At 68.6% G+C, this 25,187-nt stretch carries 16 protein-coding genes; 9 read left to right on the top strand and 7 right to left on the bottom strand.

Annotated features, from left to right (window positions below):
* Positions 1-13: 13 nt before the first annotated feature.
* Positions 14-2,092: a peptidylprolyl isomerase gene (locus BSZ36_RS08105; RefSeq protein WP_179271089.1), complete on the top strand. Its 2,079-nt coding sequence runs from the start codon at positions 14-16 to the stop codon at positions 2,090-2,092.
* Positions 2,093-2,249: 157 nt separating this feature from the next.
* On the opposite strand, the gene BSZ36_RS08110 is transcribed toward BSZ36_RS08105, so the two are convergent.
* Complete coding sequence (locus BSZ36_RS08110; RefSeq protein ID WP_094551242.1) at positions 2,250-2,558, bottom strand: hypothetical protein; 309 nt, start codon at positions 2,556-2,558, stop codon at positions 2,250-2,252.
* 96 nt (positions 2,559-2,654) lie between these two features.
* Between BSZ36_RS08110 and BSZ36_RS08115 the strand changes: the two genes are divergently transcribed.
* Entirely contained in the window at positions 2,655-3,035 is a 381-nt protein-coding gene (locus tag BSZ36_RS08115; protein ID WP_218827609.1) for a chorismate mutase, read from the top strand.
* Here the strand turns inward: BSZ36_RS08115 and BSZ36_RS08120 are convergent.
* Positions 3,032-3,799: a 7-carboxy-7-deazaguanine synthase QueE gene (locus tag BSZ36_RS08120; RefSeq protein ID WP_218827610.1), complete on the bottom strand. Its 768-nt coding sequence runs from the start codon at positions 3,797-3,799 to the stop codon at positions 3,032-3,034. The genes BSZ36_RS08115 and BSZ36_RS08120 overlap by 4 nt on opposite strands.
* A gap of 32 nt (positions 3,800-3,831) precedes the next feature.
* Positions 3,832-4,536 carry a 7-cyano-7-deazaguanine synthase QueC gene (queC, locus tag BSZ36_RS08125; RefSeq protein ID WP_094547724.1) on the bottom strand — a complete coding sequence of 235 codons (705 nt, stop codon included), beginning with the start codon at positions 4,534-4,536 and terminating at the stop codon, positions 3,832-3,834.
* 150 nt (positions 4,537-4,686) lie between these two features.
* Between queC and queF the strand changes: the two genes are divergently transcribed.
* The 3 genes from queF (at position 4,687) to BSZ36_RS08140 (ending at position 8,076) form a co-directional block, all read left to right on the top strand.
* Entirely contained in the window at positions 4,687-5,262 is a 576-nt protein-coding gene (gene queF / locus BSZ36_RS08130; RefSeq protein ID WP_094547726.1) for a preQ(1) synthase, read from the top strand.
* Between the two features lie 105 nt (positions 5,263-5,367).
* Positions 5,368-6,468, top strand: coding sequence for an endolytic transglycosylase MltG (gene mltG / locus BSZ36_RS08135; protein WP_094547728.1), 1,101 nt, complete (start codon positions 5,368-5,370; stop codon positions 6,466-6,468).
* 33 nt (positions 6,469-6,501) lie between these two features.
* On the top strand, positions 6,502-8,076 hold the full coding sequence (locus BSZ36_RS08140; RefSeq protein WP_143536811.1) for a hypothetical protein: 1,575 nt from the start codon (positions 6,502-6,504) through the stop codon (positions 8,074-8,076).
* A gap of 270 nt (positions 8,077-8,346) precedes the next feature.
* Here BSZ36_RS08140 and BSZ36_RS08145 read toward each other — a convergent pair whose 3' ends face one another.
* Positions 8,347-9,909, bottom strand: a complete 1,563-nt coding sequence (locus BSZ36_RS08145) for a hypothetical protein (RefSeq protein ID WP_094547732.1) — start codon at positions 9,907-9,909, stop codon at positions 8,347-8,349.
* 191 nt (positions 9,910-10,100) lie between these two features.
* On the opposite strand from BSZ36_RS08145, the gene proS reads away from it, so the two are divergent.
* Together proS and BSZ36_RS08155 are read left to right on the top strand one after the other, a co-directional pair.
* Positions 10,101-11,585: a proline--tRNA ligase gene (proS, locus tag BSZ36_RS08150; RefSeq protein ID WP_094547734.1), complete on the top strand. Its 1,485-nt coding sequence runs from the start codon at positions 10,101-10,103 to the stop codon at positions 11,583-11,585.
* 72 nt (positions 11,586-11,657) lie between these two features.
* A complete protein-coding gene (locus BSZ36_RS08155) occupies positions 11,658-12,383 on the top strand; it encodes a hypothetical protein (RefSeq protein WP_143536812.1) in 726 nt (241 codons plus the stop codon).
* Between the two features lie 19 nt (positions 12,384-12,402).
* Here BSZ36_RS08155 and miaA read toward each other — a convergent pair whose 3' ends face one another.
* Together miaA and recN are read right to left on the bottom strand one after the other, a co-directional pair.
* Positions 12,403-13,374: a tRNA (adenosine(37)-N6)-dimethylallyltransferase MiaA gene (gene miaA / locus BSZ36_RS08160; protein WP_094547738.1), complete on the bottom strand. Its 972-nt coding sequence runs from the start codon at positions 13,372-13,374 to the stop codon at positions 12,403-12,405.
* The gene (gene recN / locus BSZ36_RS08165) at positions 13,367-15,100 is read right to left on the bottom strand and encodes a DNA repair protein RecN (protein WP_094547740.1); all 1,734 of its coding nucleotides are present in this window, start codon (positions 15,098-15,100) and stop codon (positions 13,367-13,369) included. The genes miaA and recN overlap by 8 nt, the downstream gene beginning before the upstream one ends.
* A 282-nt stretch (positions 15,101-15,382) precedes the next feature.
* Here recN and BSZ36_RS08170 point away from each other — a divergent pair, with 282 nt between their 5' ends.
* Positions 15,383-20,290: a beta strand repeat-containing protein gene (locus BSZ36_RS08170; RefSeq protein ID WP_094547742.1), complete on the top strand. Its 4,908-nt coding sequence runs from the start codon at positions 15,383-15,385 to the stop codon at positions 20,288-20,290.
* 69 nt (positions 20,291-20,359) lie between these two features.
* On the opposite strand, the gene BSZ36_RS08175 is transcribed toward BSZ36_RS08170, so the two are convergent.
* A complete protein-coding gene (locus BSZ36_RS08175; protein WP_094547745.1) occupies positions 20,360-23,806 on the bottom strand; it encodes a preprotein translocase subunit SecA in 3,447 nt (1,148 codons plus the stop codon).
* A 366-nt stretch (positions 23,807-24,172) separates the two neighbouring features.
* Here BSZ36_RS08175 and porQ point away from each other — a divergent pair, with 366 nt between their 5' ends.
* Complete coding sequence (gene porQ / locus BSZ36_RS08180) at positions 24,173-25,147, top strand: type IX secretion system protein PorQ (protein WP_094547747.1); 975 nt, start codon at positions 24,173-24,175, stop codon at positions 25,145-25,147.
* Positions 25,148-25,187 lie beyond the last annotated feature (40 nt).

Raw genomic sequence — 25,187 nt, forward strand, 5'->3', positions numbered from 1 at the left:
ACGCGTTATGGGCATGATGGTAAAAATCCGCCAGAAGGTGGGATCGGCCATGATCTTCGTGCTGGTGCTGGCCTTCGGCGGGCTCTGGATGCTCCAGGACTCCGGCGTCTTCGACGCGATCGGCGGCGGCCCACAGGGCAGCTCCATCGCGCGAGTCGACGGCATCGACGTGTCCGCCGAGCTGTTTGACCAGGCCGTTGAGCAACGCGTACAGCTCTACGAACAGCAGGGCATCGAGGTCACCGAAACCGTCCGTGCGCAGATCGAGACCGAGGTCTTCGACGCGCTCGTGGACAACGCGCTCCGCGAGAAGGAGATGGAGCGCCTCGGCATCGAGGTCTCAGACGCCGAGGTCACCGACCTCATCACCGGCGCCAACCCGGACCCGCTCATCCTGCAGCTCTTCCCCGACGGGCAGGGCGGCGTGGATCGCGCCAGCATCCGCGAGCTCGTGGACCGCGCGAGCGATGACCCACAGCTCCGCACGCAGCTTGTCGGCCTGCAAGAGCAGATCCGCCAGGGCCGCCGCCAGGCCAAGCTCGACGCGATGGTGAACGCGAGCGTTCGCGTGAGCTCCGCCGAGATTGAGCGGGAGTTCGTGCGCCGCGCCCGCCGCGCCGCCGTGCAGTACGTCGCCCTCCGCTACGCGGACGTGGCCGACAGCGAGGTCGAGATCAGCGACGCGGACCTTCAGTCCTACTACCGCGAGAACTCGGACGACTACGAGCGCGAGGCGACCTCCACCGTGGAGTACGTCTCGTTCCCGAAGACGCCGACGGCAGCCGACTCCGCCAAGGCTCTCAACGAGCTCCGCGAGATCCGCAGCGGTCTCGCTGCCGCGCAGGACCCCGGCGCGTTCGCGTCGCAGTACACGTTCGGCGCCGTCACGGCCCCGGAGTTCACGCCAGCGGCGGACCTGCCGCCGAAGCTCGCCGACGCCATCTACTCCAACGTCCAGGTCGGCCGCGTCGTCGGGCCGGTCGTCGCAGGAGGCGAGGCGGCGGTCGTCAAGATTACTGGCGTCCGCGATGCGGAAGACCCGATCGTCCACGCGCGTCACATCCTGCTCCCCGCCACCCAGGCGGCGCAGGCCAACTCGCTCAAGGCTCGGATTCAAAGCGGCGAGATCTCGTTCGAGGACGCGGCACGTCAGAACTCCATCGACGATGCCAACAAGGCCACTGGCGGTGATCTCGGCTGGTTCAGCCGTGGCCGGATGGTTCGTCCGTTCGAGGAGGCCGTATTCGCGGCTCCCGTTGGAACGGTCGTCGGTCCGGTGGAGACGCAGTTCGGCTTGCACCTCGTCCGGGTAGAGGCCCGCGCGAACCAGCAGGCGCAGATCGTGCGCATCACGCGCCCGGTCCAGGGTGACTACACCAAGATCCGGGACCGCGCGGAGGACTTCCAGGTCTTTACCGAGGAGGAAGGTCTGGTGTTCGCCGATGCCGCCCGCGAGCAGAACCTCCAGACCACGAGCGTGCTCGTGACCGAGGACCAGAACGCGCTTCCGAATCTTCAGGTCGGTCGCGACTTCTTCCGCTTCGTCCGCGGAGCCAAGGTGGGAGACCTCTCCGACCCACTCGACGCCGGTGACCAGATCATCGTCGCTCGCTTGGCCGAGAAGATCCCCGCCGGCACGCGTCCCTTCGAGGAGGTCGAGTCGCAGGTTCGCTCCGAGGTGCTGATCGCGAAGAAGCGGGCCGTGCAGGCCGAGCGACTCCGCGCCGCTGCCACGTCGACCGCCTCGCTCAACGCGATCGCGCAGGCCTCTGGCGGGACGGTTCAGACCGTCGAAGCGCTCACGCTCGCCAACCCCACGGTACCGGGCTTCGGCCGCGAGCCTCGCCTCGTCGGCGCGGCGTTCGGTCTCCGCCCCGGCCAGCGTAGCGGCGTGATCGAAGGCGAGAACGCCGCGTTCGTCGTCCGCACGACAGGCCTCCGCGGCGGTCTGCCAAACGAGATGACGGACCAGACGCGCGACCAGATCGCGACGCAGCTCCTGCAGCGCAAGCGTCAGCAGGTGCAGCAGGCTTGGCTCCAAGCGCTCCGCGACGGCGCGGACATCGAGGACTACCGCTCTCGCTTCCTCTAGCCTCTGGCGCCAGAGGCGCTCGACGGCCAGTTAGACGGGCCGCTTCTACGGAGGCGGCCCGTTTTTTTGTGGCCGCAGGCCGGGGAGATAGAAGCCTCGCCTCTGGCGCAAGCGGCGCGCGATGGCACTCTGGCTACCGCGGACTCAACCCAGAGGGTCAGTTCGCCATGAGCGGCGGTCCATCGCCGACCACCGTCACGTCTTGGACGGCGAACCATCCTTCGCCCTCGCCGCCGGCGGAGTTCTTGTAGGGCACCTCCTCCCCTTCGGGTCCCTTGGACGGCTCGATATCGACGACGTAGACGAGGTCCTTCCGGATCTCGCGGCCCTCAGCGTCAGTGCCGACGAGGACGTCGCCAGAGGCGTCGGCCACGCGGCCTTCGAGGGCGCCGAGCAGGAAGCCCTCACGTGTGTAGAGGTGAACGCGGACGCGCTTGCCGACGAGGTGGTAGTTGCGTGCTGACATGCCGCCCATACGCGCGAGCGCGGCGCAGGCTCCGCCAGAGGCCTCTGGCGCTCGCGGCGCGGGGAAGGGATCTTCCTTCTCGCCCCACATGTGACCGTGCCCGACGCTTTCCTCGACGCCCTCCGCCCCCTCCTCGCGGCTCAAGACCCGGCCATCGAAGCGGACGCACGCGCGCTCGGCCCGTGGCGCGACCGGATCGACGCCATCGACCGGGCGATCAGCACGCTCTTGAACGAGCGGATGCGGTGCGCGCACGCCATCGGCGAGATCAAGCGCCTCTTGGACGTGCCGGTCTACGCGCCACGGCGGGAGGAGGACGTGCTGCGCAACGCGTCGAGCGTGGCAGGCCCGCTGCCAGAGGCTGTGGTGCGACGCCTGTTCGAGCGCATCATCGACGAGACGCGGACGCTGGAGCGCGAGGCCAGCCAGGCCTCTGGCGCGGCGCCATCCCATGCAGCCCCTGACACCAGAGGCTAGTCCACGCCGAGGGCTTTGTGACCCTGCACGCTCACGCGCCAGCGCGGGTCGGCCAGCGCGAGGTCTACGGCGAGCCGCGCCGCGGCCTCGAAGCGGGGGCCGTCCTCGGGCTGGAGCCACAGCAACGGCCCTGCCAGGCTCCGCTCCCGCACGCGCTGCGCCAGAGGCCTGTACGCCTCGGGCCGGTAGTCCGGGACCACCAGCTTGAGCTCGTCGCACGTCTCGATCTCCAGCCGCGCTGCGGCCAGCTTGGGGCTGCACACGATCCAGTCTGGCCAGTCGGCCTCGTCGCCGAAGGCGCCGGCAAGCGAGAGCGTGCCGTTGGTCTCCACGGCCACGGTCACGCCTCTGGCGTGGAGCGCGCGGATCAGGGCCGCATCGGCCTGGAGAAGCGGCTCGCCGCCCGTGAGAACGCAGAACGTGACGCCGTCGCCCGTGGCGACGACCGCATCCGCGAGGTCCGAGGCCGTAAGGCGCACGCTGCCTTCCTTGGTAAAAGCGGTGTCGCACCAGAGCGGGCAGTCGGCGCCGTTGCGCTCGGCGTCGCGCGCGCGGTCGGCCTCGTAGCCGCTCCACATGTTGCACGCGACGAGGCGCACGAACACGGCCGGGCGGCCCGCCCAGAACCCCTCACCCTGGAGCGTCCGCCACAGCGCCCGCACGCGGTACGTCTTCTCGCCAGAGGCCGCACTCGGCGCCACGCGAGAGGCGAGCCCGTCCTCGCGCTCGGCCTCTGGCGCGGTGAGCGAGGCTTCTGGCGGCAAAGGCGCACTCTCTTTTTTTCTCTCGTCGTGCACTACACCCACCCCTTTTCGCGCGCCTCTTCCCAGCCGCGTGCGCGGAGCACGGAGGCCGGGTTGTCCAGCTTGCCGTAGCCCCAGTCGTGGCGCTCGGAGCGGTCGCCGTTGTAATCCGTGTGGCTCATCTCGCGGACGGTCTCCAGCACGTCCAGCCCGCGCACCGTTCCTAGGTCGCGCGCCAACTTCCACGTTTCCGCCTTGGTGAGGTGCATCAGCGGCGTGTGAATGCGAACGGGCGCGTCCAGCGCAAGCGCGAGCGTGGCCTCTTGCGAAGCAACGAAATCCAGACGGCAGTCCGGGTAGCCGGAGTAGTCGGTCTGGCACACGCCGGTAACGAGGTCTCGCGTTTGGGTGAGGTACGCGCGAGAGGCCGCGAGCGTCAGGAACAGCGCGTTTCGGCCCGGCACGAACGACGCAGGGAGGTCCGGCGCGAGCGCGTGCTCGGCGTTCGTGTCGCCGCCGTCGGTCAGCGCGGAGCCCGCAAGGAGTCCGCGCATGTCGGCTACGTGGAACGGCACGCCAGAGGCCTCGGCGATGGCACGTGCCTGCTCCAACTCGACCGCGTGCCGTTGCCCGTAGTCGAACGCCAGCGCGTCGACGTGCTCCCAGCGCGAGAGCGCCCAGAACAGGCACGTCGTGGAATCTTGCCCGCCTGAAAACAGGACGAGCGCGCGGGAGCCGAGGGGGGCGCGGTCGGTCATAGCGTGGCGGTGTGGGAGCCGCGCCCCGCCTGAGGCGCCAGAGGCCCCGAGTGGACGCGCGGCGGCATCGGTTCTCCGCGAAGAACGGACCTCCGGCGCCGATGCGCCCGTCTGCATCGTTGTATCCTCGCCCGATTCATTCCGACACGCATGCACATCACGACCGAACCGGCCGCGCCAGAGGCGGCCTCTGGCGACAGCGCCGAGGCGCGTCTCGCTGAGATCCAGGCGCAGGCTGCCGAGCACGCTCGGCTCTCCATCGCGCACATGGCGCGCTACGGCATCAAGCCGGAGGGGCGCGTGGCCACGTTCCTCCCGCCAGAGGTCCGGCAACACGAGATCCACCGGTTGCCGTACGAGCACGCCGCGCGGCAGCGCGTGAGCTACGAGACCGAGCCCGGCGAGTTCACGGCGCTCTGCCCGTTTTCCGGCCTTCCCGATTCCGGCAGCGTCCACATCGAGTACGTCCCGGGGGAGTGGCTGCTCGAGCTCAAAAGCTTGAAGTACTACCTCATGAGCTGGCGCCACATCGGCGCCGCGCAGGAGGACATCACGGCGTTCATGTACGAGGACCTCGCGCGGCACCTCGCGCCGTTCGATCAGCTCGTCGTCACGACCGATTACACCGTCCGCGGTGGCATCCACACCGTGTGCCGCGTGGACAGCCGCGAGCAGGCCTCTGGCGAGGCCGCCGCCTCTGACGACGCCACGGCCGCCTCGTCCTAACGCCAGCGGCCTCACGCGCACGCCGTGCGCGACAATCGCCGCCGCTAAACGCCCCTCCCCCGCCCTGGCGCGACCTGTGACCTTCCGCGCCTGTCCCACCGCATCATGCGCAAAGCACTTCTCTTCACCGTTCTCCTCGTCGTCCTCATCGGAGGCGGCCTCGTGGCGTGGCTCGCCTTTCTGCCCAACGTTTCCGGTGACGAGAGCGTCGGCGTGAAGCTCCCGGCCGGGACCGAGTTCGCTGCCGCGCTGGACTCCCTGGACGCCTCTGGCGCGATCGGCTCGGCGACGAGCATCCGGCTGTTCGGCACACTGACCGGCTGGGGCGATCAGGTCAAGGCCGGGCACTACCTCATCGAGCCGGGGATGAACAACTGGGCGGTGCTGGACAAAATCCGCAAGGGGCTCCAGGACCCGGTTCGCATCACGCTGCCCGCTGGGCGCACCGCGCCCGTCATCGCCGCTGCCATCGCGCGTCAGATGGATGCGGACTCCTCTGAGGTGATGGACGCCCTGTTCGCCGAGGACCTCGCTGAGCAACTCGATACGGACACCCGCCACCTGTTCGCCGAGATGCGCGGCGACACCTACGACGTGATGTGGACCCAGGACGCTCGGCGCGCCGTCAGCCGCATCCACCAGTGGCACGAGCGCTATTGGACCGACGCGCGGCTTGCCAAAGCCGAAGCGCTTGGACTCACGCCGGACGAGGTCGTCACGATGGCGAGCATCGTGGAGTGGGAAGCCCGGTACGACGACGAGAAGGCGCGCATTGCAGGCGTCTACCTCAACCGACTCCTCGGCCGCACGTCCGCCGGCACGATGCGCCTCCAGGCCGACCCGACCGTTCAGTTCGCCCTGATGGAGTCCGACGGGATGCCCATGCGCCGCCTGTTCCTGCGCGATTACGGCTTCTCGCACCCCTACAACACGTACCTCATCGACGGCCTCCCGCCCGGCCCGATCAACAACCCGTCCGACGCCGCGCTGGACGCCGTGCTGGACAACGAGGAGCACGAGTACCTCTTCTTCGTAGCCAGCCCCACCAAGCTGGGCTACCACGACTTTAGCCGGACCGTCGCCGAGCACAACGCGAAGGCGCGCGCCTGGAGCCAGTTTATCAGCCAGCAGGTCCGCGAGCGCAACGCCCGCGAGCGGGCTGAGGCCTCTGGCGCGGCTCCCGCCGTCCCGGTCCCCGCCCAGTAACCGCCTCTGGCGCCAGAGGCCTCCCGTCCCGACATGAGCCCCATCCGACTCCTCACCTCAGCGCAGCTGCGCGTGGATCTCCGCGATCCTCGCACGGGCAAGCCGGGGTCCAGCCGAGTCGGCATGACGCTTCTGGCGTACGGGTTCTCTGGGCTTGTCCTGGCGCTTTCGCTGGGAAGCGCGACGCCGGAGCAGGCCGTTTTTGTCGCGTCCTCCTTCGGCGTGGTCCTCGCGGCCTTCGGCGTTGTGGGGTCGTACGACGAGTTGATGGGGCGCCCCAAAGAGAACGCGTGGCTCGCGACGCTTCCCGCGACGGAGCGCCAGCACTACGCGGCGCGCTTGCTCGGGATCGCCGCGTACGTCGGCCTGATGGCGATCTCCGTCGCGGTCCCGGTGGCGGTCCGCCTCGGACTGGGATTCGGAGTCTCCAGCGGCGTGCAGGTCGGCGTATTGGTGGGAATCGGCGTGATGTGGACGGCAGCCCTCAGCCTTGCGCTGATGTGGGCCATCTCGCTCGCGCTCCCTCCCCGGATCGCGCGCCCTGCCCTGACCGCTGCCCGCACGATCCTGATCGCGACGCTCGTACTCGGCTACCAGTGGATCGGGGCCGAGCCCGAGGCCGCGTCCGCACCGTGGTGGCCTGCGGCGTGGCTCTCGGACGCGATGGCCGGCCGCTCCACCCTGGGCCTCGCGATGCTCGTCGGGGCCACAGGCGCACTCATCGTCGCGTTCGCGACGGCGTTCCCGCGGCGCTACTTCACCCTGCTCGATCGCATCGCGGACGGCACGCGGTGGGCCGAAGACTCAGGGAAAGGCCAGAACACCCTGACGTGGCCCGAACGGGTCGCGGTGCGTGGCGCGCCGGCGCGCGCGGCGTACGGGTTCGCACTCGCCGCCATCACACGAGACAGGATCGTGAGAGGCCGCCTGTGGCCCGCCGCGCTCCTCCCCCTCGGCTTCGCCGTGTTCGGATGGCTCGGCGGAGGCTTGGAAAGCCTCTTCATCCACGGCGCCGAGAACGCCCTCGCGCTGGAGGAAACGCAGCTGCACCTCTCGCTGCTCGTCATCCTGCTCTTCTGCGCCCAAACTTTGGTCCAGGCCGTTCAAGTCTCCGACCACGATCAGGCTTCGTGGGTGTTCGACACGCTCCCGGACGCGCGCCCGAGACGGCTGCAACTCGGCGCGCAACAGGCGCTGACCTTCCGCGTCCTTCTGCCTCTCCACGCGCTTCTGGCGGCCACGCTCGCACTCCAGATGCCCGCGCTGGACGCGTGCGTACACGCCCTGTTCTGGTTTTCGGTCACGGCGGTGACAACGCGCGTCTACTCGCTCTTTCAGCGCTCCACGCCGTTTTCCCGACGCTCGGATCGGTTCAGCATCGCCGCCCGGTTTATTCCGCTTCTGGCATCTGTCCCGACTGGCCTCGCGGCGCTCTTGATCCAGACGTTTGCGTTCACCTCGCCCGTGCGAGCCATCTTCGTGTCGCTCGTGATTCTGGCCGTCAACGCGCTTCTGGCGCGTGTCGTGACCGGTCCACCTCACCACTCGGCGCCAGAGGTCCCACGGATGGTGGTGCGCCCGTCCCGGCCTGTTGCCGTAGCGGGTTAGCAACCACGCCTTCACGAGATGGAGGCGGACTGTAGTGCTCTCCTGAGCCGAGCGCGGCCTACTCGCCGAGCGTATGCAGAGGCGTGCCCACTACTTCGCGCGCGTAGCGGCGCAGGGCACCGGCCCGGTTTCCCCGCGCCCCCAACGGCGACGGGCTGCGTGTGGCCTCTGGAGCCAGAGGCGACGGAAGGCACGGCATCGCAGAGGGTTAAAACAATCGAGGGGAGCCCCATTCAGGACTCCCCTCGGTTCTATCGCGGCGCCAGAGGCCTAGTCGTTGCCGCCACGGCTGCGTGACGACCTGCCGCTGGACTTGCTCTCGGACGAGCGGCCGGAGCGAGAGTTCGAGCGGCTGCTCGAACCGTTGTTGCCTCCGCGGGTGCGGGCGGGGCGGCTTTCCGTGCGAGGCGCGGGCGCCGGACGGCTCTGCCTGGGCGTAGGCGCGGGGCGGCTCTCACGGCGCGGCGCGGGTGCAGGACGGCTCTCGCGGCGGGGCGCTGGAGCGGGCGTCGTCTGCTCGCGACGGGGCGCCGGGCGCGTCCGGCGCGGTGGCGGCGACTGTGTGCTCCGGTTCGTCTCTGCTCTCCGTGCGGGAGGAGCAGTGCGGCGTGGCGGAGTCGTCGTGCGGGTTTCCGCGGGTGTCGCCTGACGGGGAGTGCGCGTAACGGGGGCACGCGTCACAGGACGTGCGGCCTCGGGCTCGCGCGTCGCCGCTTCGCGGGACGGCCGCGTCCGGACTGGCTCTCTCGTCGAGGGCTTCGCCTCACCACGGGACGGCAGCCCCGTCAGGTCGCCGCGGGTGCGGGTCCCTTCGGAGACGCGACCGGCCTCTGGCGAGCGCGTGACAGGGGTGCGAGAAGGCGTGGAACGCGTGGCGACTCCCGGCTTCACAGGATCAGTCGCAGCAGCAGGCAGGCGCGAGACTCGAGTCGGCTGGCCGATGCTTGGGACGCTGCCGCGGGAGGGTACGCCGGCAGACGCAGGCGCGCGGGCGATTCCAACGCCTACGGCACCGCGCTCTCCGTCGTCGCGGCCTCTGCGATCGCGGTCACGGTCGTGGTCCTCGTAGCGCCAGCGGCGTCCGTTCCCGCGGTAGCTACCACGGTAGCTCCCGTCCGAGTAGCCGTCCCAGTATCCGGCGCGGTAGCCGCTGTACCCGTGGCCGTATCCCCAGCCTACGGAGACGTAGATGCCCGGCGTGTAGAAGTAGGGGTCGAAGAAGAACGGATCGTGCCAGTAGGGGCTGTAGTACCCGGCGTACGCGTACGTCGGGCGGTGGCAACGGTACCGTCCGTAGCCGCCGTAGTAGCCGTAGTACCGGCTGCGGCACCAGCCGTAGTTGTAGTAAGGGCTGTAGGTCCGGTACGGCTCGTAGTACGCGTACGGCGACGAGTAGTAGCTCGGGTCGTCGTAGTGGTAGTAGTCCGCGTCGTACGAGGAGTAGCTGGCCTGGTAGTAGTCCTCACCTCCATAGACGGATGTCCCCTCCTCGTCCACGTAGTACTGGCCGTCGTCGTCGTAGTAGTAGCGGTTGACCGTGATCGTATCGAGGTCGCTCTCGCCAGAGGCCCATGGGAGTTCGTCGAGCGGCTCGGTGGCGTCGGTCGCCAGAGGGTCCCCGAACGGCTGGGATTCGAGCGAGTCGGCCTCGACGTCCATCGCGGCCATCACGCCGATGCGTGGACGAACGGACGCCGGGAGTTCCTCCGAGGCGTTCTGATCCGCGGGCCGGACGGCGGTCTCGGACCGGTCGGTGGTGCGTTGGCTTGCCGAGCACCCCGCGAGGAGCAGGGCGCAGCCGAGCGCAAACGGGATGCGAAGTCGTGGTCTCATCGCGGGGTGGGGAAGCAGGCGGCATGAAGGCCGCGCAAGGTCGGGTGCCGGGGAAGGCGGAGGGGGGAACAGGCCGTCTATCTTGGCGGCTTACTCTACGGGCCGCCGCCTCTGGCGCCGGGGTAACGCGCGGGATCAGGATTCCGCACCCCATCATAACGCCGCTGGCGCCCAATCGTTCGCATCTGCACATGGCTGACACCATTACCCCCCGAGATCAGGACTACGCGCAGTGGTACCAGGACGTGATCCGCGCCGCGAAGCTGGCCGAGACCTCGCCGGTCCGCGGCTCCATGGTGCTGCCGCCCAACGGCTACGAGCTGTGGCAGAACATGCAAGGCGCGCTGGACGCGATGTTCAAGGCCACAGGCCATCGCAACGCGTACTTCCCCCTCTTCATCCCCAAGAGCTTTCTCGCGAAGGAGGCCGAGCACGTCGAGGGGTTTGCCAAGGAGTGCGCCGTCGTGACGCACTACCGGCTGAAAGAGGAGGACGGTGACCTGATCGTGGACCCCGACGCCGAGTTGGAAGAGCCCCTGATCGTGCGGCCTACGTCGGAGACCATCATCTGGGACACGTACTCGCGGTGGATCCAGAGCTGGCGCGATCTGCCGCTCAAGCTCAACCAGTGGGCCAACGTCGTCCGGTGGGAGATGCGCACCCGGCTGTTCCTGCGCACGGCGGAGTTCCTCTGGCAGGAAGGCCACACGGCCCACGCGACCGAGGCTGAAGCCATCGAGGAGACGCGCCAGATGCTAGACGTCTACGCGACCTTTGCCGAGGAGTGGATGGCGATGCCGGTTGTCAAGGGCGTCAAGACGGCGAGCGAGCGGTTCCCCGGCGCCATCGACACGTACTGCATCGAGGCGCTCATGCAGGACGGCAAGGCGCTGCAGGCCGGCACGAGCCACTTCTTAGGCCAGAACTTCGCCAAAGCGTTCGAGTGCACCTTCCAGAACGCGGACAACGAGCAGGAGTACGTCTGGGCCACGAGTTGGGGCGTGAGCACCCGCCTGATTGGCGCGCTCATCATGACGCACTCCGACGACAAGGGCCTGGTCCTCCCGCCGAAGCTGGCGACGACCCAGGTCGCCATCGTGCCCATCACGCGGAAGAACGCCGACAACCAGGCCACGCTCGACGCCGCCTACGCCATGCGTGACGCGCTGGAGGCCTCTGGCGTCCGCGTGACCGTGGACGACCGCGAGCAGTACCGGCCCGGCTGGAAGTTCGCGCAGTACGAGGTAGAGGGCGTCCCCGTGCGCCTCGCCATCGGACCGCGCGACGTGGAAAACGGGACCGTCGAGATGACGCGCCGCGACACGAGCGAGAAGGAGTCGGTCCAGCGCGAGGGCATCGCGGAAACGGTCGGCGGCGTGTTGGAGAGCATGCAGGCAGCGCTGTTCGAGTCCGCGCGCCAGAGGCGGACCGACCACACGCACGTGGTCGACAGCTACGACCGGCTCAAGGAGGTCGTGGAGGCCGGCGGCTTCGCGCTCATGCACTGGGACGGCTCGGCGGAGACGGAGGCGGAGATCAAAGCCGAAACCAAGGCCACGATCCGCTGCATCCCGTTCCCCGGCCAGTTCGAGGGCGTGGACACCGAGGAAGCGGGAATCGACCCCGTCTCAGGCGAGCCGTCCGAGCGCCGCGTCGTCTACGCGAAGGCGTACTAGGGTGGGGTCTCGCGACCCGCAGTCCGCGCACGCATCGAGCCGCTGGCGCCAGAGGCCTCTGGCGCCGGGGACGTGCGCGTCGCTGGCAATGGCCCCTCTCCTGTTCCGCCAGAGGCCATGAGCCACGTCGGCCCCCATTCGACGCGCGCCGAGCGGGTGGCGAACGCGCTGTCGTATTTCCTGAACCCGCTGGCGTTTCCGCCCATCGCGTTCACGCTCGTCTCGTGGCACTTCGGGGCGCCCCCTCTGGAAGTCGCGTGGGTGTTCGCGCTCTCGGTCACGTTCTTTTGCGTGGTGCCACTGCTCGCGCTGCTGTGGATGGTGCGCGAGGGCCGGGCCGAGTCGGTCGAGATCCGGGACCGGACGCGGCGGCGGTTCCCGCTCCTCGTCGCTGTCGGCTCGTACCTCGTGGGCATCGTCGCGCTAGGCGCGTCGACGGGCACGGCGACGGCGGTGCTGGTCGCGTTCGCGCTCATCTATCCGGTCAACACGCTGATTTTGATCGCGATCACGCACTGGTGGAAGATCTCGATCCACATGGCCGGTCTCGCTGCCTTTGTGAGCGGGCTCCTGTTCGTGTCGCTCGTCGCCTGGCGGGACCTGCCCGCCGACTGGGAGGCCGCGCTCACACTCGCGACGACCGCCCCGCTCATGTTGCTGCTGCCGGTCCTGATGTGGGCGCGCGTCAAGATCCGGGCGCACACCGTCGGACAGGTCGTAGCCGGCGCAGCCTTCGGCCTGTTCGTGCCTCTGGCGGAGCTGTACCTCCTCACCTACACAATCCTGGACCTGGCGTGAGCCTCTGGCGCCAGAGGCGTTAGGCGGCCGTAAACGCGCGGATGCGGGCTTCGAGGGCGTCCACGTCCGGCGCGCTCATGTCCATCCATTCGATGTCGGTCCGCTTGCGGAACCAGGTCATCTGTCGCTTGGCGTAGCGCCGGATCTGCATCGCGAGTTCGGCCTTCATGGCGTCCAGGCTTGGCCACTCGCCGCGGAGGTACTCGGAGACGGAGCGGTACTCCAGCCCGAGTTCGAGCATCCGCTCGTGCGTCACGCCAGAGGCGAGCAGCGCCTCGACTTCCTCGACCATGCCGTCGGCGAGGCGACGGTCCAGCCGCTCCTCAATGCGATCGGCCAGGACCTCGCGAGGCCACGTCACGCCGAAATGGAGCGCGCTATAGCGCGGCCGCTTCGTGTGAAAGTCATCCACGCTTACGCCTGCACTCGCCACCTCGATCGCGCGGACCAGCCGGCGCGGGTTGTTGAGGTCCGTAATGGCCGCGTACTCCGGGTGATCGCGCTCCAGGCGCGCGGCCAGCACCTCTGGCGCCAGAGGCTCGATCTCGGCGCGGAGGTCGGGATCGACCGGCACGTCTACGAGCGCGTAGCCGTCCACGACGGCGTTGACGTACAGCCCTGTCCCGCCCGCCATGAAGGGGACCTTGCCTCTGGCGAGGATGTCGTCCAGCGCTGCGTAGGCGTCGCGCTGGTAATCGAACAGCGTGTACCGCTCGCGCGGATCGGCCACGTCCAACAGGTGGTGCGGCACGCGGGCCTGCTCCTCGGGCGTGACCTTGCCGGTCCCGAGGTCGAGCCCGGTGTAGACCTGCCGCGAGTCCGCGCTGACAATCTCGCCGCCGAGACGCGCGGCCAGGTCCAGCGCGAGCCGGCTCTTGCCGGACGCGTTGGTACCGGAGATCACGACGATGCGCGGGCGCGCGGCCTCTGGCGCCAGAGGCCGTCCGTCCTCCGCCGCGGGTCGGTTTTCGTCCGCCAGAGGCTCAGGCATCGCGCTCCATCTCGCGGCCGGCGTCGATGAGCTCGCGGGCGCTCTGGAGCGCGGCCTCGGTCGGGTCATCGCCCGAGAGGAGTTGGGCGACGGCTTCGGCGCGCTCCGACTCGTCCAGCGTGCGGATCCGCGTCCGGGTGCGGCCCTCGTAGACGTGCTTCTCGACCGAGAAGTGCACGTCGCCCAGGCTCGCGATCTGCGGCAGGTGCGTAATCGCGATGATCTGGTGGTAGGCCGCCAGTCCGCGCATGCTCTCGCCCACGCGCCGCGCGATGGGGCCGGAGATGCCCGTATCGATCTCGTCGAAGACGAGGATCGGGAGCCGCTCGGACTTGGCGAGGATCGTCTTGAGCGCCAGCATGATGCGGCTCACCTCGCCGCCCGAGGCCGTTTTCGCCAGAGGCTTCGGGTCTTCGCCGAGGTTCGCGGAGATGTAGAACTCCACCAGGTCGGCGCCGGCCGGGAAGGCCGCCACGCGACGCTCTTTGGCGCCAGAGGGAAACGCGATCCAACCATTCGCGTCGTCTTGGAGCGCGAAGCGGACCTCAAAGCGCGCGTGCGGCATGCCGAGCGCGGCGAGTTCGATGGCGATCATGGCCTCGATGCGCTCGGCGACCTCGTGGCGCTTTTGTGAGAGCCGGTAGGCGGCGCGGCTGAGCGCCTCGCTCGCGTCGTCTACCTGCGAGTCCAGCTTCTCGATGGCCTTGTCGAAGTTGGCCGCCAAGTCGAACGCCTGCCCGATGTCCTCGCGGTGCGCGAGCACGGCCTCGATGGTCCCGCCGTACTTCCGCTCCAGGTAGTCCAGCTCGCCCAGCCGCTCTCGGATTTCGTCCAACCGCTCCGGGTTGAACTCGATGCGCGCGTTGTAGTCCTGGAGGAACTGCATCGTCTCTTTGAGCATGACCTCGGCGCCGCGGATCTCCCCCAGCGTGTCCTCGAACGTGGCGTCGATCCGCGCGAGGTCCTGGACCTGGTTCCGCGCGACCACGAGCCGGTCATATAGCGCGTCGTCGCTCTCGCCCAGGCTCTCGTAGAGCGCCGCGGTCGCCTCAAACAGGGTCTCCGCGTTTTCCAACACGCGCCGCTCCGCTTCGAGATCATCGGTCTCCCCCACGACCGGCTCGACGCGGTCGATCTCTTCGATCTGGAAGCCGTACAGCTCCTTCTGCCGCGCGAGTTCGTCCTTGCGTGTAACGAGGTCCCGCCTCTGGCGCTGAAGCGCCGCGAGCGCGTCGTAGCGCGTGCGGTAGGTGCTCACCAAGCCGCCGAGCCCGCCGAAATTGTCCAGCAACTCGACGTGCGTCTCGGTCCGCAAGAGGCTCTGGTGCTCGTGCTGCCCGTGAAGGTCGATGGTGTTGCTCGCCACGTCGCGGAGCACGTCGAGCGTGGCGGGCGTGTCATTGAGGAACGCGCGGGAGCCGCGCTCGCTCACCTCGCGGCGGATCGTGAGAAGGCCCGTCGCGTTGGGCTCGATCTCGTGCGCCTCCAACAGCGCCGGCAGGCGCCCCTCGTGCGCGTTGTCGAACACGCCTTCGATGACGGCTTTCTTGGCGCCCGTCCGGAGCGCCTCCGTGCTCGCACGCTCGCCCAAGAGCAGCTTCAGCGCGCCCAGGAGGATCGACTTACCCGCGCCCGTCTCGCCCGTGATGATGTTCAGCCCGCTGTCGAATTCGACCTCGAGCTCTTCGATCAGAGCGTAATCGCGGATGTAAAGGCTTCGCAGCATGGCTGCTTCGCGGGGCGGTTGGTGAGGGCGGCGAGGTTCGGGCGGGCCTCTGGCGGCGTGGTGTCACACCCCGAAAGTTGGCGCTCCGGCGGCGGCACCGTCAGAGGCTACAACCGAAACGGGGGGTCCTGCGTCAGGCGGTGGCGAAAATGAGACGAGGCCTCCTGTGGACGGGGGGCGCCAGAGGCCAGGCTCCGCGCACGACCGCAGATCCTCCGCCCTGGGCATGAGCCGATCTGCCCCGGGATTCCGATTTCTGTTGGCCGTCACCATTCCCCGTTCATGCTCACTCCCTCCTCCCTCGCTCTCGTGGCCTTCACCGCGGTAGCCCTTGCCTCTGGCGCCGCGGCGCAGCCATGCACCACGTCCTGGGCCGCGCCCGCCGACGGCAACTGGGAAACCGCCGCCAACTGGACAGACGGCGTTCCGGACGACGCGGACGTGGCCTGCATCACTGCGGCGGGCAGCTACACCGTCACCGCAAGCCGCGGGGATAAGGCGCTGGCCGGACTGGTCATCGGAGGCGCCAGCGGCACGCAGACGCTCACGACTAACAGCCGCATCACGATGAGCGGCGACGGGACCGTCGGCACGAACGGCCGCTGGACGTTCCTGAACCGCACGCCGGGCGGCAGCGACGGCCTCGTGTTCGACGGCGGCACTGGCACGCTCGTCGTCGAGGGAGCCGTGGAGCTTCCCGACGGCGTCACCTTCCTCACGACCGGCGGCACGCTCGACGTGGCCGAGAGCGGCGTGTTTCGCATGGGCACCGGGGCCAGCGCGGGTACCGGGACCGGGCTCATCCGCGTGCGCGGCACCCTCGAAGTGGACGCCCCTAACAACGCGGGCGTCTACTCCCCCGTCGAAGTCGAGGCAGGGCTCATCCGCGTGCGGGCAGGTCGGTTCCAAATGAGCCAGGGCACGCTCCGCAACGCCTCGTTCGAGATCGCCGAGGCCGCCTCGGTGTCGATCACGTCCTCCAACAGCGGCGGCCTCTCGGGCGTGTTCACGGTGGAAGGCACGCTCTCCGGCGACATCGATGGAGCGCTCACCTTCAGTAGCGGGAGCACGCTCATGGCCGCCACGACCGGAGCGACCCTGGACGTGGGCGGCACGGGACTGCGGCTCTTCGCCGGCAGCGGGAGCCGAACGACACTCGCGAGCGAGGGCGGCATCCTCCGAAACGTCGGCCTCGTCACCATCGAGGCTCGCACCACCCAGCTCCAAGGGGCCACGCTCCGCAACGAGGGTACCTTCCGCATCGCCAACAACTCCAACCTCTCGCTTGCCGAGGGCGCACGGTTCGAGAACACCGCCAGCGGCCTGCTCGACCTGGTGGACACGGCCGGCATTTCCGGCGGCCCGGATGGAGGCCGAATCATGAGCGCCGGTCGGCTGGTGGCGCGGCTCGACGCCTCGTCGTCGCGGTCCCAGAGTATCCAGGTGCCAGTCGATCTGACCAACGCGACGGTCGAGGTGGCAGCCAACGTGCGGCTCCAGATGAGCGAGGGCGTCTGGCAGGATGTGGCGTTCGACGTGGCTGAGACAGGCGAGGTGCTGCTGACGACCTCCAACAGCGGTGGCCTCTCGGGTGTGATCAAAACCTCGGGCACGCTCTCCGGCGACGTGCAGGGATCCCTTCGCCTGAGCCGCGCAGAGATGCAGACCACTGCGACAGGAACCACGCTCGACCTCGGCGGCAACGGGTTCACGATGGCCGCCGGAAGTGGAGGCTACGCGACGCTCTCCGGAGGCCCATTCGTTAACCGGACCACCCTCACTGTGATCAGCAGCGGGAGCGGTCTCACTGACGCGACGCTCCTCAACGAGGGTACGCTTCGCATTGATGGCTCAAGCCTGATAGTTCGCGAGGGGTCCTCGGTAACGAACGCCACCAGCGCGACGGTGGACCTCGTGGGTCCCGGCGGGTTCTCAGGGTCGGGCCTGTTCGTCAACGAGGGCTTGGTAACGAAGACCGGCGGTAACACGAGCAGCTTCCGGGGCCTGCTCCGCGGCCGGCCCGGCTCCGAGCTCCGGGTGCTCGACGGACAGTTCTTCTTCCGCGACGAGCCCGCCGAGAACTACGGGGCGGGGGTGCTCCTGACGGGGGCCGGCGAGACGGCCCAGATCTACATCGGCCCGCCGCTCCAAGGCACGCTCAGCCCCGGTACCCCGGAGCAGCCCATCGCCACGTTGGCGCTCTCGAGCAGCCTCCGGCTGTCCCCGACCGAAGGTGACGCCCGCCTCATGATCGACGTCGGCGCGGGTGGCGCGAGCGATGTGGTCACCACGCAGTTCACGATCTACCTCGGCGGCACACTGGTGATCCGGCTGGCGGACGGCTTCACGCCATCGTTCGGAGACCAGTGGACCATTGTGACCGACCTCCGCAATAACCTGCCACAAGGGATCTTCGAGACCATTGAGGTGGAAGGAGATGCAGGCGGCGTCACGTTCGTGGTCGACACGTCGAACCCCGGGGCTGTAGTGCTCCGGGCCGTCGCCGGGGCCACCGTCGCCACCAGCGCTGCGGAGGTCTCCGAGGGCGAGCCCGCATCGTTCCGCATTCGCCACCCGGCCTCGCCCGAGCCTCTCCGCATCGCCTTCGAGACCGACGGCACGGCCACTCGCGTAGCGGACTACACGCTCACCGCGCGCGGAGGCGTGCTCCGCACCCAGCCGGGCACCACCGAGACCGTCGTCTCGCTGTTCGCGAGGCGTGATGCGGACGCGAGCGAAGGGCCGGAAACTGTGACGTTCCGGCTCCTCCCCAGCGGGGATGCCTCGCCCGTCGACGGCTCGACGGAAGCGTCCGTAGTGATTCGCGACGCCCCATCGTCCGACGCGCTGGCGGTGAGCGGCGTTGTGCCCGCGCGCGGCGAGAACGCGGGGACGATCTCACCCACCATCTTGGGTACGGCGCTCAATGCCAGCGCTACCGTCCATTTGGTAGGGGCCGTCACGCTGCCGGCCACACGCGTGGAGGCCGCCAGCGGCGCGGCAGGCCTCGGCGTCGTGTTCGACCTCGCCCTCGCTCCGCCCGGGCGCTACGATGTCGTCGTGGTGCAGGGCGGCGAGACGGCCACGCTGGCCGGCGCCTTCGAAGTGGTTCCTGCCCAGCGCCGCGTCCGCGTCTGGGCTGACGTGGCGGGCACGCCGGCGCCGCGGTTTGGCCGATGGAGCACGTACACGGTCTTCCTAGGAAACGACGCTGACGCCGACATCTACGACGTGGGCTTGGTGCTCCGCATCACTGACGGCGCCGAGATCGAGTTCATGGACGGGATCTTGGACCTCAGCGATCGTCCCGCCAACCTGCAAACCCTCGTGCAGCCAGCCGTGCCCGGCGTGCAATCGGTCCCGCTGTACTTCAAGAAACTCCCCGCAGGCTCTGCGAACTCGTTCCGCGTTCGTGTCCGGCCCACCTCACCGCTCTCTATCGGGGACGACGTAGGCGTGGCTTACGAGCTGTTCCCACCCGATGGGAACAACCCGGCCACCTGGAGCGGGGATTTCGAAGCCGACACGCCGTTCAACCTCGGTCTCCTGATGGGCGCATTAGCGGCGCACGTTGACGAGTACCCACCCGCGAACTATTCACTGGCCGCTGTCTCGCTCGCCAACCCGGCGCCCGAAGACGACTGCCCCCCCGACGACGACGTGATCCCGCCCATTCAAGATGTCTCGGCTGAGGACCTGATCCGGATGTACGACCAGGGTGCACGTTTCAACCGATACTACGGGTCGGACATCCAGCCCAGCACTAGCACGGCCGTCTCGGAGTTCGGGGGGTTCTCGCTGGCGGTCATCATCCCCGAGGCGGCGAGCGCGGCGGGCTACACATCCGCTGGCGCCGGCGGAATCGTAGCAGCGGGAATCTCGACGATGTCGTTTATGCGGTCCTCGGGGTTGTACTCCCGGCAGGTCATCTGTGACCGACAAGCGGAAGGCTCACTCCCACGCACCGACTTCTGCGAGCGCTACCCGCCGGCGGTCCCGGCTGGCACGACCGCGCAGGGACCGGGGACCGGAGGGGCGTGCGGCCAGACAGGAGGCTCCTTCGACCCCAACGACAAGTTCGGCCCGGCGGGGTTCGGTAGCGCCCGCTACTACGACCCCTCCACGGTTACGACGCCGTACACGATTCGCTTCGAGAACCTCGCCACAGCCTCTCTCCCGGCCCAGGAGGTCATCATCGTGGACACGCTCGATACGGCGGCGTTCGACCTCGACACGTTCTCGCTCGGACCGATCCGGTGGGGCGCAGACAAGACCGTGATGCCTCCGCCAGGGGCCACGAGCTTCGAGACCGAGGTGGACCTCTCGCCGGACCTCGATGCCACGCTGCTCATCACCGCTAGCCTGGACCCGACTACCGGGCGCGCCGTGTGGCACTTCCTCACGTTGGACCCCGACACGGGCGACCTCCCAGAAGACGGAACGGTGGGCTTCCTCCCTCCCAACCAAACCTCACCGGAAGGCGAGGGCAGCGTCTCGTTCGTCGTCTCCGCGCATGAGCGACTGGCCTCTGGCGCCGAGGTGAGCAACCGCGCCGAGATCGTCTTCGACGTGAACGAACCCATCGTCACGCCGGTCTGGACGAACACCGTGGACCGCGAGGCCCCGGCATCCACCGTGGCGGCGCTGGACGCCACGGTGGAGAACCCCATCCGGATCACCGTGAGCGCGAGCGACGCGGACTCCGGTGTGCAGCAGTATGCACTATTCGCCTCTCGCAACGGCGGTGATTTTGAGTTCGTCGCGCGGTCAGACACCCCGACGTTCGTGTTCGAGGGCGAACCGGGGAGCGTGTATGGGTTCTACAGTCTCACAGTAGACGCCGTAGGCAATGCAGAGCCTTTTAAGACCGATGCGGAGGCCACGACGACCGTCGCCGTGGGCGCCGAAGGCGGGCCGGACCTCCCAAGCGCGCTCTCGCTCTCGCCGGCATGGCCCAACCCCGTCCACACGCGTGCGGCGTTCCGGCTAGGCGTGCCGGAGGCCGGGCCCGTCCGCGTAACGGTGTTCGACGCGCTCGGGCGAGAGGTGGCACGCCTCGCCGATGGGGAGCACGCCGCCGGGTGGCACGCGCTGCCCTGGGAGGCCTCAAGGGTGGCTACGGGTGCGTACGTGGTTCGCGCGCAGTCCGCAGGTGAGACCGTGACGCAGTCCGTTACCGTCGTGCGGTAGCCTCGGCGTGCGCCTGAGGCGTCCGCGATCCCATACCGAGCAGCATGGGACCGCGGGCCTCTGGCGGGGCTATCCGCGCCCGTGGCAGTGCTTGTACTTCTTGCCGGAGCCGCACGGGCACTTGTCGTTGCGCCCGATCTGCTCGCCGACCACGACGGGATCCGCCTTGACGGTCGGGTCCTTTTCGGCGCTGCTCTGGCCGCTGGCGCCAGAGGCCCCGAACGTGGCGGCGTAGTTGGGATCGCCGGCGGCGTGCTGCGTCGTGGCGCGGCGCTCGTCCAAGCGGGGCTTGCTGACCTCCTTGACGCGGCGCGCGGCCTGGCCCTGGCTGTCGCCCTGGATCAGCGGCCCGGCCTTGAACACGAGCCCGACGACGTCCTCGTCGATGGCCGTGATCATCTCCTTGAAGAGACGGTACGCCTCCATCTTGTACTCGATCAGCGGGTCCTTCTGCCCGTAGGCGCGGAGGCCCACACCCTCCTTGACCTCGTCGAGGTCGCGGAGGTGCTCGGTCCACTTGGAGTCGATCGTGGAGAGCACGGCGGAGCGCTCCAGCGCGTCGTTGATCTCCTGGCCCTCGGTGGCGAGCACGTCTTCGGCCTGCACCATCGCGCGGAGCACGCGGCGGCCGTCGGAGAAGTCGACGAAGAACCGCTTCGGCGCCTCGGCGCCTTCGGGCGTGTTCTCGATCATCTGCCGCGCGCTCTCGTAGAACGGGCGGGCCAACGCGGCGCGCTTGCGGCGGTAGTGCGCCGTCGCCTCGTCCAGAATGCGCTCCACCAAGCCGCCCTCACCGAGGTTGTACGCGGTCTGCTGGTCCACGTCGAGTTCGAAGGCGAGCGTCCGGCGGATGTCCTCCTGGATCTCCTCGATGTCGCCAGAGGCGAAGTGCTCGCCCACGATCCGCTCGGCGAGGCCGCGGAGCATGTCGAGGATGTCGCCGCGCAGGCGCTCGCCCGAGAGGGCGTGCATCCTGCGGTCGTAGATGACTTCGCGCTGCGCGTTGAGCACGTCGTCGTACTCCAACTGCCGCTTGCGGATGGCGAAGTTGTTCTGCTCCACCTTCGTCTGCGAGCGCTCGATGCCCTTGGTGATCCACTTGTGCTCGATCACCTCGTCCTCCTCCATGCCCAGCTTGTCCATGATCCGTGCGGTGCGGTCGTGGCCGAAGAGGCGCATGAGGTCGTCTTCGAGGGAGACGTAGAAGCGGCTCACGCCGGGGTCGCCCTGGCGGCCGGCGCGGCCTCGGAGCTGGTTGTCGATGCGGCGGCTCTCGTGCCGCTCGGTCCCGATGATGGCGAGCCCGCCCATCTCCTTGACGCCTTCGCCGAGCTTGATGTCGGTTCCACGGCCGGCCATGTTCGTGGCGATGGTGACCGCGCCGCGCTTACCGGCTTCGGCGACGATCTCGGCCTCGGACGCGGCGCGAGAGGCCTTCGCGTTGAGGACGTGGTGCGGGATCTTCTCCAATTGAAGCAGTCGCGCGATGGTCTCGGAGGACTCCACGCTCGCGGTGCCGACGAGGACCGGCTGCCCCTTCTCGTGGTACTCGCGGATGACCTCGAGCACGGCCTTGAGCTTGGCGCGCTTCGTCTTGTACACCCAGTCCTCGCGGTCATCGCGGATGACCGGCTTGTTCGTTGGGACGACGATAACGGGGAGCTTGTAGATCTTGTCGAACTCCTCGGCCTCGGTCTCGGCCGTACCGGTCATGCCGGCAAGCTTGGAGTAGAGGCGGAAGTAGTTCTGGATGGTGATCGTCGCGTACGTCTGCGTAGACGCCTGCACCTTGACCTTTTCCTTCGCCTCGATGGCCTGGTGCAAGCCGTCGGAGTAGCGGCGGCCACCCAGGACGCGGCCGGTGTGCTCGTCAACGATCATCACCTTGCCGTCTTCGACGACGTACTCCACGTCCTTCTCGTAGAGCGTGTAGCCGCGGAGCAATTGGTTGACGGCGTGGATGCGCTCGGAGCGCTCGGAGTAGGCGGTGTAGAGCTGGCGCTTCTTCTCCTCCGTCTCGTTCTTCAGGACGGCGAGGTCGTTTTGCAGCTTGTTCTGGCGCTTCTCGTCGTCCAGGCTGGAATCAGTCTTGAGAGCCTCGACCATCTCGGCCTTCCGGGTCTCGTACTCACGCTCGATCTCGGCGACCTCGGAGCCCATGTCGGGGATGACCCAGAAGTCCGTATCCGTTCCCGCCTGCTTGGCGATGAACTCGCGGCCCTTATCGGTCATTTCGAGCTGGTGCATCTTCTCCTCCAGGGCGAAGTGCAGCGGCTCGTCCACCTCCGGCATCCGCTTGGCGGAGTCCTGGAGGTACACGCCCTCAATCTTGCGGATCAGAAGCTCGACGCCGGGCTCGCCCTTCATCTTGATAAGCTTCTTGTTGCGCGGGTAGCCGCGCTGCGCGCGGAGCAGCGCGAGGCCGGCCTCCTCCCGCAGGCGGGTGGCCGCCTTTTTGTCGCCAGAGGCCTCTTGCGCGTCGGCTTCGGAAAGCTTGCGCTCGGCCTCCATGACGTAGCCGGCGACGAGCTTTTGCTGGTCGCGCACGAGGCGCTCGACGTACGGGTTGAACTCCTGGTACTCGTCGGTGTCGCCTTGCGGGACGGGGCCGGAAATGATGAGCGGCGTCCGGGCCTCGTCGATGAGGACGGAGTCGACCTCGTCAACGATCGCGTAGTGGTGCTCGCGCTGGACGAGTTGGTCGGCCTCGACGACGAACGAGTTGTCGCGGAGGTAGTCGAAGCCGTACTCGTTGTTCGTGCCGTAGGTGATGTCGGCGCGGTAGGCGGCGCGGCGGCCGGGCGTGTGGGCCTTGTACTTGTCGATGCAGTCCACGGTCATGCCGTGGAAGCCGAAGATGGGCGCCATCCACTCCGCATCGCGCTGCGCGAGGTACGGGTTGACGGTGACCACGTGCGCGCCGCGCCCCACCAGGGCGTTGAGGTAGAGCGGCGCAACGGCCGTGAGGGTTTTGCCCTCGCCCGTGCGCATCTCGGCCACCGACCCGCGGTGGAGCACGATGCCGCCCAAGAGCTGCACGTCGTACGGGACCATCTGCCACTCGACGGTGGTGCCGCCGGCCTCCCACGACTTGCCGACAAAGCGACGGCAGGTCTCCTTCACGACGGCGAACGCCTCGGGGAGGATGTCTTCGAGGACGTCCTCGGCGGCGTCCAGCCAGTCCCCTTCCAGGTCGTCGAGGTCGGCGTAGAGGTCCTGCCGCTCGCGGACGCTCAGGGCCTCTCGCGCCGCGGTCTGGCCGTCGCCAGAGGCCGCTGGCGCGTCGTCGCCCGCGGCGCGGAGACGGGCGCGGAGCTCGGCCTGCTCCTGCTCAATGGGCGCGACGGCCTCTCGGATGCGGGCTTTGAACTCGGCGGTCTTGGCCTGCAACTCCTCGTCCGTGAGGCTCTGGAGGCGGTCGGCGTGCTCGTTGATCTCCTCAACGACGGGCCAGAGCTTTTTAAGCTCGCGGTCGTTGGAATCGCCGCCGAACAGTTTCTGGAGGGTCTTCAGCATGGAATAAATCCGGGGTCAATGTGGGGGCGCCGCTCAGCGCCCGGCCAGAACGATTGTCAACCGGGCGAAGCTACGACGGCGCCTCTAGCGCAACGGGCGTGCCACGGCCGGGATGCGCGCCCGTTCCGCCGACGAACGTGTTTCCGTGCGTTCTTCGGATGCCACGGGTTCCGGGTTCACAGTTGGTGGGGTCAAGACTGCCCACGTGCTCCCGCAACGCCCGAGCCGCCAGAGGCCAGGGACGCCGGCGTGCCCTGACGGCCTCTGGCGCGCGTCGTAGCTTTGACGACGCCAGCCCCCTCGCGCCCCCGAGACGTTCGAGACGGACCCGACCTCCCGATTTCCGCGCACTGCGCGCGCTGCTCGATGCCCCGTCCTCTGGCGCTCCGCGTCTTCTCCTCGCTCGCTCTCGCCGCGCTTCTCGCCCAGCCTCTGGCGGCGCAGGACAGCCGCGACACCTCGTTCGACCTCGTCCGGCTGGACCCCTCGGCCCGATCGGCCGCCCTCGCCGGCGCCGTGACGGCGCTCCCCAGTTCGGACCCCGGCGCGTTCTACGCCAACCCGGCGCTCCTGGCGCCAGAGGCCGAGAAGCAGCTCTCGCTGGGCTACCTCAACCACCTGGCGGGCGTGAGCGCGGGATTCGCGACCTACGCCCGTGAGATCCCGAGCGTCGGGCGGCTCGCGCTGGGCGTGCGCTACCTCTCCTACGGGGAGTTTGACCGCGCCGACGAGGACGGCACGGCCGATGACACCTTTGGGGCGAACGAAGCGGCGGTGAGCTTGGGCTACGCGTACGACGTCAACCGCCGCTTGCGGGTCGGCGCGACGGGGCACGCGCTGTTCGAGAGCGTCGATGGCGCCAGCGGCCAAGCGCTCGTGGCGGACCTCGGCGTGGCGTACTCGGTCCCGAGCCAGCTGCTGACGCTTTCGGCTTCGGCCCACGGCATTGGGGCGGTCACGTCCTCGCTCGGAGCGGACGACGCAGCGCTTCCCATCGACCTACGGGTGGGGATCTCGAAGCGGCTGCAGTACCTCCCGCTGACCATCACCCTCTCGGGGCATGAGCTCCAGAACTACGAGAACGAAAGCGGCTCCGCACTGGACGAGGCGTTGCGTCACGTGGCCGCTGGCGGCGAGCTCCAGCTCGGCAAGGCGCTCGCGCTGCGGGCTGGCTACCACCCCGGGCGCGCCGAGGGGCTCCGCACGGGCGGACGGCTGGACCTCGCGGGTCTCAACGTCGGCTTCGGGATCGCGACGCGTCGCGTGACGATCGACTACGCGCGGGTGGGCTGGGGCGAGTTCGGAGGCTTGCATCAACTAGGCGTGCGCCTCGGGCTGTAAGCCTCTGGCGGCGGAGCCGCCACGCCAGTCCCGCGTGGTC

It is taken from the genome of Rubricoccus marinus (genome assembly GCF_002257665.1).
Lineage (GTDB): Bacteria > Bacteroidota > Rhodothermia > Rhodothermales > Rubricoccaceae > Rubricoccus > Rubricoccus marinus.

Excerpts from the sequence above, each read along its gene's own strand:
- BSZ36_RS08110 (WP_094551242.1), bottom strand. The coding sequence starts at position 2,558 with ATGTCAGCACGCAACTACCACCTCGTCGGCAAGCGCGTCCGCGTTCAC.
- porQ (WP_094547747.1), top strand. The coding sequence starts at position 24,173 with ATGCCCCGTCCTCTGGCGCTCCGCGTCTTCTCCTCGCTCGCTCTCGCC.
- BSZ36_RS08145 (WP_094547732.1), bottom strand. The coding sequence starts at position 9,909 with ATGAGACCACGACTTCGCATCCCGTTTGCGCTCGGCTGCGCCCTGCTC.
- BSZ36_RS08170 (WP_094547742.1), top strand. The coding sequence starts at position 15,383 with ATGCTCACTCCCTCCTCCCTCGCTCTCGTGGCCTTCACCGCGGTAGCC.
- proS (WP_094547734.1), top strand. The coding sequence starts at position 10,101 with ATGGCTGACACCATTACCCCCCGAGATCAGGACTACGCGCAGTGGTAC.
- mltG (WP_094547728.1), top strand. The coding sequence starts at position 5,368 with ATGCGCAAAGCACTTCTCTTCACCGTTCTCCTCGTCGTCCTCATCGGA.
- recN (WP_094547740.1), bottom strand. The coding sequence starts at position 15,100 with ATGCTGCGAAGCCTTTACATCCGCGATTACGCTCTGATCGAAGAGCTC.
- BSZ36_RS08175 (WP_094547745.1), bottom strand. The coding sequence starts at position 23,806 with ATGCTGAAGACCCTCCAGAAACTGTTCGGCGGCGATTCCAACGACCGC.
- queF (WP_094547726.1), top strand. The coding sequence starts at position 4,687 with ATGCACATCACGACCGAACCGGCCGCGCCAGAGGCGGCCTCTGGCGAC.
- BSZ36_RS08140 (WP_143536811.1), top strand. The coding sequence starts at position 6,502 with ATGAGCCCCATCCGACTCCTCACCTCAGCGCAGCTGCGCGTGGATCTC.
- BSZ36_RS08105 (WP_179271089.1), top strand. The coding sequence starts at position 14 with ATGATGGTAAAAATCCGCCAGAAGGTGGGATCGGCCATGATCTTCGTG.
- queC (WP_094547724.1), bottom strand. The coding sequence starts at position 4,536 with ATGACCGACCGCGCCCCCCTCGGCTCCCGCGCGCTCGTCCTGTTTTCA.
- miaA (WP_094547738.1), bottom strand. The coding sequence starts at position 13,374 with ATGCCTGAGCCTCTGGCGGACGAAAACCGACCCGCGGCGGAGGACGGA.